The following is a 13,256-nucleotide window of genomic DNA, read 5'->3' as shown; positions in this document are numbered from 1 at the left end:
TAGGACAAAGAACAAGGGGAACCCTGCATGTCCGATACCACTCAGCGACCGGAAGAATACGGCGCCGATTCTATCAAAGTTCTCAAGGGCTTGGATGCTGTTCGCAAGCGCCCTGGCATGTATATCGGGGACACCGATGACGGCAGCGGTCTGCACCACATGGTGTACGAGGTCGTGGACAATGGCATTGACGAAGCGTTAGCCGGTCACGCGACCGCCGTGAACGTGAAAATCCATGCCGATAATTCTGTTTCTGTCCGAGACAACGGGCGCGGCATTCCGGTCGATATGCACGCAGAAGAAGGTGTGAGCGCAGCCGAAGTGATCATGACCCAGCTGCACGCTGGCGGTAAGTTTGATAGCAACTCTTACAAGGTCTCGGGCGGTCTGCACGGCGTGGGTGTTTCGGTCGTGAACGCTCTGTCCGACTGGTTAGAACTACGCATCTGGCGCAATGGTAAAGAGCATTACGCCAAGTTCGTACGCGGCGAGACTGCCGAGCACTTGCGCGTTGTCGGCGACGCCGAGGGTCAGAAGGGCACAGAGGTGCGTTTCCTTGCTTCGACCGATACGTTCTCGAACCTTGATTACATCTTCAAAACGCTGGAAACCCGGCTGCGCGAGCTGGCATTCTTGAACTCTGGTGTGCGGATTATCCTAGAGGACGAGCGTCCTGCGGAGCCCCTGCGCACGGAGCTGTTCTACGAAGGAGGTGTGCGCGAGTTCGTGAAATACCTGGACCGCAGCAAGACCTCGATGATCGAAGAGCCGATCTTTATGACCGGTGAAAAAGATGGCATCGGCGTCGAAGTCGCGATGTGGTGGAACGACAGCTACAACGAGATGGTGCTGCCGTTTACCAACAACATCCCGCAGCGCGATGGTGGTACGCATATGGCGGGTTTCCGTGGTGCTCTGACGCGGACCATCAACAGCTATGCGCAGACCTCTGGCATCGCCAAGAAAGAGAAGGTGACCTTCTCTGGGGATGATGCGCGCGAAGGCCTGACGGCGGTTCTGTCGGTCAAAGTGCCGGACCCCAAGTTCAGCTCGCAGACCAAAGACAAGCTTGTCAGCTCCGAAGTGCGTCCCGCTGTTGAGAGCTTGATGAACGAAAAGCTGTCAGAGTGGTTCGAGGAAAACCCGAACATCGCCAAGCAAGTAGTGGGCAAGATCATTGAGGCCGCTCTGGCCCGTGAAGCGGCCCGCAAGGCGCGTGAACTGACTCGCCGCAAGACCGCGATGGATGTGAATTTCCTTGCCGGTAAGCTCAAGGATTGTTCGGAAAAAGATCCGTCCAAGACCGAACTCTTCCTGGTGGAGGGTGACTCTGCTGGCGGTTCCGCTCAGACAGGTCGTGACCGTGGTACACAGGCGATCCTGCCCCTACGCGGTAAAATCCTGAACGTGGAGCGTGCGCGTTTCGACCGTATGCTCGGGAGTCAGGAAATCGGTAACCTTGTGATGGCGCTTGGCACTGGCATTGGCCGTGACGAGTTCAACATCGACAAGCTACGGTACCACAAGATCGTCATTATGACGGATGCGGACGTCGATGGCGCGCACATTCGAACGCTGCTGCTGACATTCTTCTACCGCCAGATGCCAGAATTGATTGAGGGCGGCTTCTTGTATGTCGCGCAGCCACCGCTCTACAAAGTGGCGCGTGGTAAATCAGAGGTTTACCTCAAGGATCATCCCGCGCTGGAGGATTACTTGATCCAGCAGGGCGTCGATGGCGCGAGCCTGCGCATGGGCAACGGCGAAGAGATCGTGGGACAGGATTTGGTCCGCGTCGTCGAAGAAGCCCGTTCGGTCAAACGCATCCTCGATGCCTTTCCGACCCATTATCCGCGCCACATTCTGGAACAAGCAGCGATTGCTGGGGCCTTCGTCCCGGGTGCGATTGATGCGGACCTGCAAGGCATGTGTGACACCGTCGCGGCGCGTCTGGACATGATTGCGCTGGAATATGAGCGTGGATGGCAGGGGCGCCCGACGCAGGACCGTGGCATGCGCCTGAGCCGTATTCTGCGCGGCGTCGAAGAGGCGCGGACCCTCGATGGCCCCGTTTTACGGTCGGGCGAAGCGCGCCGCGTCGGCTCCATGACTGAGTCGATGCAGGACGTGTACGGCAAGCCCGCGAAGTTATGGCGCAAAGAGCGGTCGCAGATGATCTACGGTCCGCTTGACCTGTTGCACGCGATCCTGAGTGAAGGCGAGAAAGGCCTGTCGCTACAGCGCTATAAAGGTCTGGGTGAGATGAACCCCGAGCAGCTGTGGGAAACAACTCTGGACCCAAATGCGCGGACCCTCTTGCAGGTGAAAATCGACGACGTGGCCGAAGCCGACGATCTGTTTACCAAGCTGATGGGGGATGTGGTCGAACCGCGGCGCGAGTTCATCCAACAGAACGCACTTAGCGTTGAAAATCTGGACTTCTAAATCAGAAAGGGCGGTGCACAGTCACCGCCCTTTGTTTTTAGAGCCCACACTTCGCAAGCTCTTGTGCGTAGTGTTGGGGGGTATCTATGCGTCTGTCTTTCTGCCGTGCAGCATGCTCCAAAGGCTTTTGCAATTTTAGAACTGCTAGCTTCGCACGCCGCTCCAATTCCTTTTTCGCAGCACTCTCGGAAGTTGAACTTGCAAGTGGCAAGTGCATTCTGCCGCGGATCAGAAATCGCAATTTACGGTTGAGCGCGCGTTTGAGCTGATCAGAGTAAGTTTTGTGGTGGGCGACATGCTCGAACTCATGCGCAAGGACGACTTCCCTGAGGCATGCGTTATGGGTGATCGAAGGCGCGAGCCAAATATTAGGTTGGTGCTCCCCGATCATCACCTGCATTTCCTTTACTCGGATGCAGGAGCCTGACCGATCGCGAATTTTTTCCCATTGGAACGTCACATGGGTATCGCGGTCAAATTTCGTCAAGCCTTGTATCCTCCAACCCGCTCTCAGTGCAGAGCGTGCTCCAGTTGGTTGATTTCTTACAATTTTGGCTTGGGTAGATTGGGCGCGTATGATGATCTGCGGCGCGCGTGCGCATTGCGCACTAAGCGAAGGACTGAGTTTCTGTGCTGACCACACAAAGGTGGGAGCAGACGACAGGACCAACGCCAACATGAAAAACGTCGTTCGTAGAACAGTGCCGAAATCAAGGTCGCGCGTGTCGCGCTGCGTCATGCAAAAGGTATAATCGTTAGGGAACTTGCTCTTTGGCGTCTGCATAGCCAATTTCCCTTGGTTGTTTTTGTTCTCTCTATGACAGGAAACCGATAACTACCTATGGTTTATAGACGCAACTAACGATCTGAAAGTTCCAATAAGCGACAAAATAGTTAAATTGAATTTGCAGAGATGTGGATTTCCTTTGTGTTTCCGGTCGCTAACAAACGAGGGGCGCAGCGCAAATCTGAAATAATGCGTCGCGTTTCCGCAGTGCAGCGCAATTTTTGAAAACCTATCGGTCGGAAAATCGCATCAATTTGCGTTGGACTCGGGCTGCCTGTGGTTGATTTTTCCGTCTCTGGGGTGCAGGTGTCTGTGCGATAGCTAGACTGAAAGCGAAAGACATGCCCGCATATCGTTCACGTACAACCACCCACGGCCGTAACATGGCAGGGGCCCGTGGCCTCTGGCGTGCAACCGGTGTTAAGAACACTGATTTTGGCAAGCCGATCATTGCCATCGTCAACAGCTTTACCCAGTTTGTGCCCGGTCACGTTCACCTCAAGGATCTTGGGCAGTTGGTTGCCCGCGAAGTTGAGGCAGCTGGCGGCATTGCGAAAGAGTTCAACACGATCGCAGTTGATGACGGCATCGCGATGGGCCACGATGGCATGCTTTATTCGCTGCCCTCTCGCGAACTGATCGCAGATAGCACTGAATACATGGTGAACGCGCATTGCGCCGACGCGATGGTATGTATCTCGAACTGTGACAAGATCACGCCCGGCATGTTGATGGCCGCTATGCGCCTGAACATCCCCGCGATCTTTGTTTCGGGCGGCCCTATGGAAGCTGGCAAAGTGACTCTGGGCGACGGGCGCGAAGTATCGCTGGATCTCGTAGACGCTATGGTTGCAGCAGCGGACGACAAAGTCTCTGACTCGGACCTTATGGCGATCGAAGAAGCGGCATGCCCGACCTGCGGTTCGTGCTCTGGTATGTTCACCGCGAACTCGATGAACTGTTTGACCGAAGCCTTGGGGCTGTCGTTGCCTGGCAACGGTTCAACATTGGCTACTCACTCGGCTCGGAAAAACCTGTTCCTCGAAGCTGGCCGCCGCATCGTAGAGATCACCAAGCGTTACTATGATGAAGATGACGCGAGTGTTCTGCCTCGTAATATCGCCACCAAGTCTGCGTTTGAAAACGCGATGGCGCTGGATATCGCAATGGGCGGTTCGACCAACACCGTTCTGCACATCCTTGCTGCCGCGATCGAAGGTGGTGTGGACTTCACTATGGACGATATCGACGCTCTGTCGCGCCGGGTGCCGTGCCTGTGCAAGGTCGCGCCGAACAAGGCTGACGTCCACATGGAAGACGTCCACCGCGCTGGTGGCATCATCGGTATTCTTGGCGAACTGGCCCGGGGCGGACTGATCGACACCAGCTGTTCGACTGTTCATGCGCCGACATTGGGCGACGCGATCGACCAATGGGATATCGCTGTGTCGCAAAACAATGCAGCGCGCGAGCTGTTCCTTGCCGCACCGGGCGGTGTCCCAACGCAGACCGCGTTCAGCCAAAGCAGCATTTGGCCTGATCTGGACACCGACCGAACCGGCGGTGTGATCCGCTCGGTCGAAGCGCCCTTCTCCGAGGATGGCGGCTTGGCCGTACTGAAGGGGAATATCGCACTTGATGGCTGCATCGTGAAAACTGCGGGCGTTGACGAGTCGATCCTGAAGTTCACCGGTCCCGCCAAGGTTTTTGAAAGCCAAGACAGCGCTGTCTATGGCATCCTGAACAATCAGGTAAAGGCTGGCGAAGTTGTTGTGATCCGGTACGAAGGCCCCAAAGGTGGTCCGGGCATGCAGGAAATGCTGTACCCGACCAGCTATCTGAAATCCAAAGGTCTGGGCAAAGACTGCGCGCTGATCACTGACGGTCGCTTCTCGGGTGGCACGTCTGGGCTGTCGATCGGTCATGCGTCGCCCGAAGCGGCTGCTGGCGGCACCATCGGCTTGGTGCGTGACGGTGACATCATCGAAATAGACATCCCGAACCGCACTATCAATCTGGCGGTGGACGAGGTCGAACTGGCTGCGCGCCGTACGGCTCAGGATGCAGCGGGCTGGAAACCTGAAGAGACACGCAAGCGCAAGGTCAGCCAAGCGCTGAAGGTTTACGCCGCCTTTGCCTCGTCCGCCGACAAGGGTGCGGTGCGCGTCCTTCCGGAATAAGTCCTTCGCCAAGCGACACGCAAAAAAGAGCCCCGTCCACGAGAGTGCGACGGGGCTTTAGTTTGGGCTTCGTAATGGTACGAGGGAACGTCGAAGCCTTGGGTAATCTCGTGCCTCAGCGGCAGATGTTGTATTCGCGGCGATAGTTCGTTTCGGTGTCCATCGCACGATCTTTGGAGTCTGCGATGGCGTCAAAACTACGGTTCGACGCGTAGAGGATGTCCATTGTGCGCTGCATCAGGATGTCTTTGGCGGCGCGGGTGTCGGTGCCTGCTTTGATCACCATACCACTCTTATTCCGCAGACGAGAGGCCAGATTGCGACGCACATCGTTGCTGAATTGGCGAATATAGGCGTTGTGGTTCTGCACATGCTGCAGTTCATGGTTCAACGTGACTTTATACTCGCAGCTGTTGCGGCGGATGCGGGGGTTGATCCAGATCTGGGGCTGTATCACGCCGGTTTGCACTTGGACCGATTTGATCCGTAGGCATGACCCCGCAGCGGTATTCAGCATTTCCCATTGGAAGTTCGCTTTGAAGGATCGCTTTAGCTCTGCCAGACCTTGGATCCGCCAGCCTGCTTTGATTTTTTTGCTGTAGCTTGCTGGTTTCCGGGTGGTCACGACGGGCTGGTGAATGTTTTCGACAACCCTCACGATTGGCGCCTGACCGCAGAGTTGCGCAAGCTGGCGCGCCGAGGGTGGTTTCGCCGCAAATGCCGGAGCAGCCAAACCAGAAACTACAGCTAACAGAAGAGCAGCTTTGGTGGTGATCTTCTTGGCGGTCCCGAACATGACAGTCCCCTTCAATTGGCTTCAAGGAGGGTCGGTCCCAGCGGGCCCAACCCGCTCCGGTCAATGTCTTGGCTGCCGGAGTAGCCTTATATTGATGGGTTTCTACGGGGATTGCCCGACCGCCATTGGTGAGAGCCTCTGCGTTTTCGACTAAGGGGAATGGCGCGAAGGGGAGACTCGGTGTCCGTACGGACGTATCTATACCTATGGCGAGACTTACGACTTGCTCAGATGGCTAAATGTAGACCGAAGAATGTAGTCAGACGTTTTGCAGAAAATACATCAAAAGATGTATGTCGCGCAGAAGTCGCGTTGTGCCCCATCGAAGTCGTGTACCCGAGACATGGCAAAGATTGATGCGCGTTTGAATGGAACGCTATGCGTGTTGGTTAGTTAAGCCACCGAACGACTTATAACAGCGGTGGCGAGGGATATGATTTTAGCGATAGGGGTGATTCTTGGGGCGATTGTGCTGCTCTTGGTACTGGTTTCGGCATCGCACTGGCTCCACTCAGAGAAGCACCCGATTCCTCCGCAGCCGGCAAATTCGATCCGGCTGGCCACATATAATGTGCATTACATCAAGCTTCAGGAAGAAACCGGTCAGTGGTCGATTGAGGATTGGCATCGCCGCAAAGAGCCCTTGAACACTGCATTTCGCGCGATCGGGCCGGATATCATCACTTTTCAAGAGATGGAAAGCTTTGCCTCAGAGAATGGTGATGAGGTCAATCTGGCACGTGACTATCTGCTCGAACGCAACCCCGAGTATAGCTATGCTGCGCGCGGGGACTGGACCTATTGCCCAATGACCCAGCCTATTTTTTACCGCACAAGCCGGTTTGAATTGCTGGACGAGGGGTCCTTTGCCTTTCCCGAGACATACAAGCGGATGCGCCACACCTGCGAGATCGGCGGCTATCCCTACTTCGCATCTTGGGTGAAGCTGCGAGTAAAGGCGACAGGCCAAACGCTTCGTGTCGTGAACATGCACCTCGACTACTGTAACCAGAAAAACCGCCGTAAATCGGCTGAATTGATCAGCCAGCACATCGACCCCTGGATGGCGGATGGGGATCACGTGGTTCTAATGGGCGACTTCAATTCGTGGGACGGGATGCGGCCCCTGCGCGTCTTGGCACGTCGTGGTTTGAACATTCCGCAGATTGCTGGATCTACCTTCCACTTTAATCGCGGGTTGCATTTGTTTGCCGCAATCGATCACATGGGCTTTTCCGAAAACATCCGCTTGGCGACCACGCCTGTTGTCGTCCGGCAGAAGTTCCTAGGCGAGTATCCATCGGATCACTATCCGTTGCTCTCCGACGTTTACCTTGAGTGATTCTGTGGCGTGCCCCCCAGCTGTTGGGTGAGTTCGTTCGCTGCCTTGCGGATCTGTTGTCCAATCGAATCAAGTCGCGCATCGGTGAGCCGGGCGGCCAATCCGCTGACACTGATTGCGCACACCGCCTCGCCTTGGGGGGACCAGACCTCGGCTGCGACGCAACGTAGGCCGGTCACGTGTTCTTCGTCATCCAGAGCATATCCACGCTCTCGGGTTCTGTGGATATCGACGAAAACCTCGTCCATGGATCGCAAACTTTTCGAGGTCATCGGCGGCAAGCCAGCGCGTTCTGCAAGTGCCTTGATGTCTTCATCCGTCCATGTCGCGACGATCGCTTTGCCCATGCCACTGCAGAACACGGGCACTTGCCCGCCGGGGTTCGAGATGGCGCGCATGATCTCTCGGCTCTCGACTTGACTGATAGTGACGAGCTGGTTGCCATCGAGGATGCCCAAATTGGCCGTTTCACGTGTAACATCTCGGAGTCGCTTGAGAAAAGGCAGCGCAGGCGCCACAAAGTTACGCCGCCGACCAAAGGCGGAACCAACGGCATATGCCTCTCTGCCCACATGCCACAGTGTTGTCTCTGGCTCGAATTGCGCAAAGCCAAGTTGTTCGAGCGTGGTCAGCAATCTGTGGGCGGTCGATACAGCCAAGCCCGTGGTCCGCGCCAGATCAGAAACCCGCAACCCATCATCCGAGCGCGCTAATTCCTGCAGCAAGATTAGAGCGCGGCTAACTGACTGAACACCATCTTTGGGGCTTTTCATTTTCGACCTCGTGTTTTCCACATTGTGAAAAACCTTTTTCCATTTGTCACGCATTTCGATACAGCGCGCTATCTGTCTTCTCAGAAATGGAGGACGCCATGACCAATTATGTTGAGCGCCAAGGTCTGCAGGTTGCCGCACCGCTGGCCGCACTGATCGAAGAGCAAGTGCTGTTGAACGTAACCCCCGACGTGTTCTGGTCGGGCTATGCGCAGATGCTGCGTGACCTGATGCCCAAGAACGCCGCACTTTTGGCCAAGCGCGATGATCTGCAGCAGCAGATTGATGCTTGGTACAAAGAGCGTCAGGGCCAGACAATCGATGCAGCTGAATATCAGTCGTTCCTGAAAGAGATTGGCTATCTCGTGGATGAACCCGCGCCGTTCACCGTGGATACCCAGAACGTTGACCCTGAAATCGCAACCATCGCCGGACCGCAGCTGGTTGTTCCTGTGATGAATGCACGCTTTGCCCTGAATGCGGCCAACGCACGCTGGGGCTCGCTCTATGATGCGCTGTATGGCACCGACGCGATCGAAGGCCAGCCCGAGGGCAAAGGCTATGACGCGGCGCGCGGTGCTCAGGTCATCGCTTGGGCGCGTGCACATCTAGACAAAGCGACCTCGCTGGCAAATGGCTCTTGGGCCGACGTCCAGGCACTTGAGGTGCGCGATGGTGCGCTGGTGGCCACAGTCGGCGGTGCTGAAACTGCTCTGGCTGATCCCGCACAGCTGGCTGGTTACAACGAGCGCGGCAACGTGTTCCTGCGCCAGAATGGTCTGCTGATCGAGATCGTGATCGACCCTAACTCGACCATCGGCAAGGACGATCCTGCAGGTATCTCTGATATCCGTCTGGAAAGTGCTCTGACCGCGATTCAAGACTGCGAAGATTCGGTTGCGGCCGTGGACGCCGGGGACAAGTGCGTTGCCTATGCCAACTGGCTGGGGCTGATGAAAGGCGACCTGGCAGAAAGCTTTGAAAAGGGCGGGAAACAACTGACCCGCACGCTGAACCCTGACGTTACCTACCTGACGCCCGAGGGCAAGCCTGCCATCCACCCCGGCCGTGCTCTGCTGTTGGTCCGGAACGTGGGCCACCTGATGACTACCGACGCAGTGCTGCTGGATGGACAAGAAACCCCCGAGGGCATGCTGGACGCCGCAGTGACTGTGGCCGCCGCGATGCACGATCTGGCGAAATCCGCCAACAACAACTCGCGCGCAGGTTCAGTTTACGTCGTGAAGCCCAAGATGCACGGCCCCGACGAGGTGGCTTTTGCCAACGAGATGTACGGGCGCGTTGAAGATATCCTTGGTCTGGCGCGCAACACCGTGAAACTTGGTGTGATGGACGAAGAGCGCCGCACCTCGGCGAACCTTTTGGCCTGTATCAAAGAAGTCAAAGAGCGCTGCGTGTTCATCAACACTGGCTTCCTTGACCGGACTGGCGACGAAATCCACACCTCAATGTATGCGGGTCCTGTGATCCCGAAGGGTGAAATGAAGGATGCCGCTTGGCTGACCGCTTATGAGGCCGGGAACGTGGACGCGGGCCTAACCGCTGGCATGGACGGCAAGGGCCAAATCGGAAAAGGCATGTGGGCCAAGCCCGACGCGATGGCCGAAATGCTGGAGGTCAAAATCGGCCACCCCAAAGCCGGTGCAAACACCGCATGGGTTCCCAGCCCCACGGCTGCGACTTTGCACGCGACCCATTACCATCAGGTGAATGTGGCCTCTTTGCAGGAAGAGCTGAAAGGCCGCGAGAAGGCCAGCCGCGATGCGCTGCTCACCCCGCCGCTGATGATTGGCCGCAACCTGTCCGATGCAGAAGTCACTCGGGAACTGGACAATTCGTGCCAGTCGATCCTTGGCTACGTTGTGCGTTGGGTCGACATGGGCATCGGCTGCTCCAAGGTGCCGGACATCAACGACGTTGGCCTGATGGAAGACCGCGCAACCCTGCGTATCAGCTCTCAGTATTTGGCGAACTGGCTGATGCACGGCATCTGCTCGGAGCAAGAGGTTTTGGATTCGCTCAAGCGCATGGCGCTGAAGGTGGACGCTCAGAACGCAAATGATCCTGCCTACACTGCAATGGCACCTGCCTATGATGGTCCCGCGTTCCAAGCGGCCTGCGATCTGGTGTTTAAGGGGGCCGAGCAACCTTCGGGCTATACCGAACCGCTTCTGCACGCAGCGCGCCGCGTGGCCAAAGCAAGCTAAGGAGAGACGATCATGATGACTGTACAACGCCTAGATCTGGCAGACGCAACCAAGATGCTCGCTGGTGCCCGCGCCAAAGCCGAGGAGATTGGCGTGCCCATGTGCATCGCGATCACCGATGACGGCGGCAACCTGATCGCGTTCGAACGCATGGACGGTGGCAAAGTCACCAGCACCACTATCGCGATCGACAAGAGCTTTACCGCGTCGGGCGCCAAGAAGGCGACTCACGAATACGGCGCGATTAGCCAGCCCGAGGGCCCAACCCACGGCATTAACAGCGCCATTGGCGGTCGCTTGATGGTTGTTGGTGGCGGCCTTCCGGTCATGGTCGATGGCGCGTGCGTCGGGGGAATCGGTGTCAGTTCGGGTACGCCCGCGCAGGATATGGAGGTCGCTCAGGCGGGAATCACTGCGCTGGGTATCTGATCAGATCGCTCGAAAAGTAGTTAAAATTTGGCGGCTCCCGTTTTGGGGGCCGCTTTTCGTTTGAGGCTCTTGAAACCTGCATCTGCCGCATTTTGCTCAACATTTTGGCGAAATATGTAATTTTAAATTAACATTGCTGCGCGACCTACGTAGCCGGACACGTTCGTCGGGTCGTATTAATTCCCCCTAAGTTTATAAGCCCCTCTCGAATGTGGCTGAACTTATCCCAACGCTGTATTGGCTTGTCTGTAATGGTGAGAGATACCCCTCAAATGCTGCCTTAATTGGCCAGAAATGCTACGCAAATGGGGAGGTCCTGTCCGAATGAAACCCCAAAATAGCCTTTAAAACAAGGGCAATGCCATTGGTCCGTCCCAAATAAACCGTAAGCTTTGATCAAGGTTGGGAAGTTAAATTCTCAGTGCTTTTCACAGCCCATTATTCGGACCGGGGACACCATGTGCACCATCTGCCAAGAACTCAGACCTCAGACAGGGGATTGCGATTTTCCCCCCTCTGATTTGACGGTCGAAGATGCCACGACTGGCACGGATAGCGTAAGTTTTTCGAGCGGATCGTCTGGCTCTAGTGCAGAGCTTACAGACGGGACGTTGGATGATCTGGCTGATTATCTGATCGAAGGGTATTGGGCAGGGAGCGGGGCCCCGCAGCGGTCCTTTGCGGACGGGAATTCGACTACGGTCATTACTGTGGATCTTACGGACCTCACGTCCGAAGGCCAGCAGTTGGCCAGATGGGCCTTTGAGATGTGGGAAATGGTTGCCGACATCCAATTCATCGAGACGACGAGCACTGCGGATATTACTTTCTCGGACGATTATTCGGGCGCCTACTGCAACACCAGCTACACTGGAGAGACGATTACGAGCGCCTTTGTAAACGTGTCAGAGAGCTGGCTCGACTCCTACGGTACCACAATCGACAGCTACGCGTTCAGCACTTATGTCCACGAGATAGGTCATGCCTTGGGGCTGGGGCATATGGGCGACTACAACGGTTATGCCTCCTACACTGATGACGCTGTGTTTGCGAACGACAGCTACCAGATGTCTGTGATGTCCTACTTCAGTCAGACAGAAAACCCGACCATCGACGGAGATTATGCTGACCCTGTGACAGCGATGATGGCTGACATCCTTGCGATCCAGACGATCTATGGCGCGGCAGGGTCCTCTTCTGCGACAGCTGGCGATACCGTCTATGGGGTCGGGACAAATCTGAACAATATCTTTGGCGAGCTGTTGGAGGACGCCATCACGGGGCAGACCTCGGCAAAATACGGCGGTGATGCTGTTGCGATCACGTTCTATGACGAGTCCGGTGTGGATACGATCGATTTCAGCACGCTATCGACCGCTGATTACATCGACTTGGCGCAGGAGAGCTTCTCGAATGTGGGTGGGTATGACGGCATCGTCGCGATCGCTCGCGGTACCATCATCGAAAATGTTTATTCTGGCGGGGGGAACGACACCCTGTCCGGCAACGGTGCTGACAACTTGATGAACGCAGGCCAAGGCAGCGATCGCATCTATGGTTACGCGGGTCACGATACGTTGCAGGGTGAAGACGGTAACGACCGTCTCTTTGGTGGCGGTGGCCGAGACCAGCTCTACGGTGGAATCGGAGATGACTCGCTTGTCGGCAATGGCCAGAACGACCGACTGTATGGGGGCCAAGGGGCGGATACATTGCAGGGTGGCCGCGGCAAAGACAGGCTATTTGGCGGTGACGGGGAAGACTCTCTTTCCGGCAATGGCAAGGGTGACAAGCTCTTTGGCCAAGGCGACGACGACCTGCTGCTTGGCGGCGGTGGTCGTGACAAGGTGCTTGGTGGCAGCGGGGACGACCGAGTCTACGGAAACAAAGGTAACGACAGACTGCTAGGCAACCTTGGCAACGATACCTTGGGTGGCGGTGATGGCGATGACACTCTGATCGGTGGTCTGGGGGATGACACCCTCACTGGCGGAAGTGACGCGGATACGTTTGTCTTCTCGGCCAATCATGGCAGCGACACCATCACGGACTTCACTGCAAGCGATGGCGATATGCTCAAGCTCAAGACGAACCTGTGGACGGATGGCGATGACGAGAGCTTTGATCTTGGCGATCATCTCAGCGTCGTGGATGGCAACGCCGTGCTGACGTTCGACTCGGGCGACATGCTACTGATCGAAGGTGTAACTGATTTGGACACCATCATTAGCAACTCCGAGCTTTTCTGATCCTTTAGGCGCTACGTCCCGCCCAAT

Annotated in this window: 9 protein-coding genes; 6 read left to right on the top strand and 3 right to left on the bottom strand. The window is 56.3% G+C overall.

From position 1 onward, the window contains the following. Positions 1–27 precede the first annotated feature (27 nt). Positions 28–2,445, top strand: a complete 2,418-nt coding sequence (gene gyrB, locus N4A58_RS14575; protein WP_293710820.1) for a DNA topoisomerase (ATP-hydrolyzing) subunit B — start codon at positions 28–30, stop codon at positions 2,443–2,445. Positions 2,446–2,482: 37 nt separating this feature from the next. On the opposite strand, the gene N4A58_RS14570 is transcribed toward gyrB, so the two are convergent. Continuing rightward, positions 2,483–3,229 (bottom strand): hypothetical protein, encoded by a 747-nt coding sequence (locus N4A58_RS14570; protein ID WP_293710818.1) that lies wholly within the window; start codon positions 3,227–3,229, stop codon positions 2,483–2,485. 344 nt (positions 3,230–3,573) lie between these two features. On the opposite strand from N4A58_RS14570, the gene ilvD reads away from it, so the two are divergent. Then, complete coding sequence (ilvD, locus tag N4A58_RS14565) at positions 3,574–5,412, top strand: dihydroxy-acid dehydratase (RefSeq protein WP_293710816.1); 1,839 nt, start codon at positions 3,574–3,576, stop codon at positions 5,410–5,412. Positions 5,413–5,527: 115 nt separating this feature from the next. Here ilvD and N4A58_RS14560 read toward each other — a convergent pair whose 3' ends face one another. Next, positions 5,528–6,208 carry a hypothetical protein gene (locus tag N4A58_RS14560; RefSeq protein ID WP_293710814.1) on the bottom strand — a complete coding sequence of 227 codons (681 nt, stop codon included), beginning with the start codon at positions 6,206–6,208 and terminating at the stop codon, positions 5,528–5,530. A gap of 433 nt (positions 6,209–6,641) precedes the next feature. On the opposite strand from N4A58_RS14560, the gene N4A58_RS14555 reads away from it, so the two are divergent. After that, a complete protein-coding gene (locus N4A58_RS14555) occupies positions 6,642–7,550 on the top strand; it encodes an endonuclease/exonuclease/phosphatase family protein (RefSeq protein ID WP_293710812.1) in 909 nt (302 codons plus the stop codon). On the opposite strand, the gene N4A58_RS14550 is transcribed toward N4A58_RS14555, so the two are convergent. Continuing rightward, complete coding sequence (locus N4A58_RS14550) at positions 7,538–8,323, bottom strand: IclR family transcriptional regulator (RefSeq protein WP_293710810.1); 786 nt, start codon at positions 8,321–8,323, stop codon at positions 7,538–7,540. The genes N4A58_RS14555 and N4A58_RS14550 overlap by 13 nt on opposite strands. Positions 8,324–8,421: 98 nt before the next feature. Between N4A58_RS14550 and N4A58_RS14545 the strand changes: the two genes are divergently transcribed. The 3 genes from N4A58_RS14545 (at position 8,422) to N4A58_RS14535 (ending at position 13,229) form a co-directional block, all read left to right on the top strand. Next, positions 8,422–10,551, top strand: a complete 2,130-nt coding sequence (locus N4A58_RS14545) for a malate synthase G (protein WP_293710808.1) — start codon at positions 8,422–8,424, stop codon at positions 10,549–10,551. Between the two features lie 12 nt (positions 10,552–10,563). After that, complete coding sequence (locus N4A58_RS14540; RefSeq protein WP_072709128.1) at positions 10,564–10,980, top strand: heme-binding protein; 417 nt, start codon at positions 10,564–10,566, stop codon at positions 10,978–10,980. A gap of 458 nt (positions 10,981–11,438) precedes the next feature. Then, entirely contained in the window at positions 11,439–13,229 is a 1,791-nt protein-coding gene (locus tag N4A58_RS14535; protein ID WP_293710805.1) for a M10 family metallopeptidase C-terminal domain-containing protein, read from the top strand. Positions 13,230–13,256 lie beyond the last annotated feature (27 nt).

It is taken from the genome of Donghicola sp. (assembly GCF_025210255.1).
GTDB lineage: Bacteria > Pseudomonadota > Alphaproteobacteria > Rhodobacterales > Rhodobacteraceae > Donghicola > Donghicola eburneus.
This window is presented reverse-complemented; position numbering and strand designations above follow the sequence as displayed.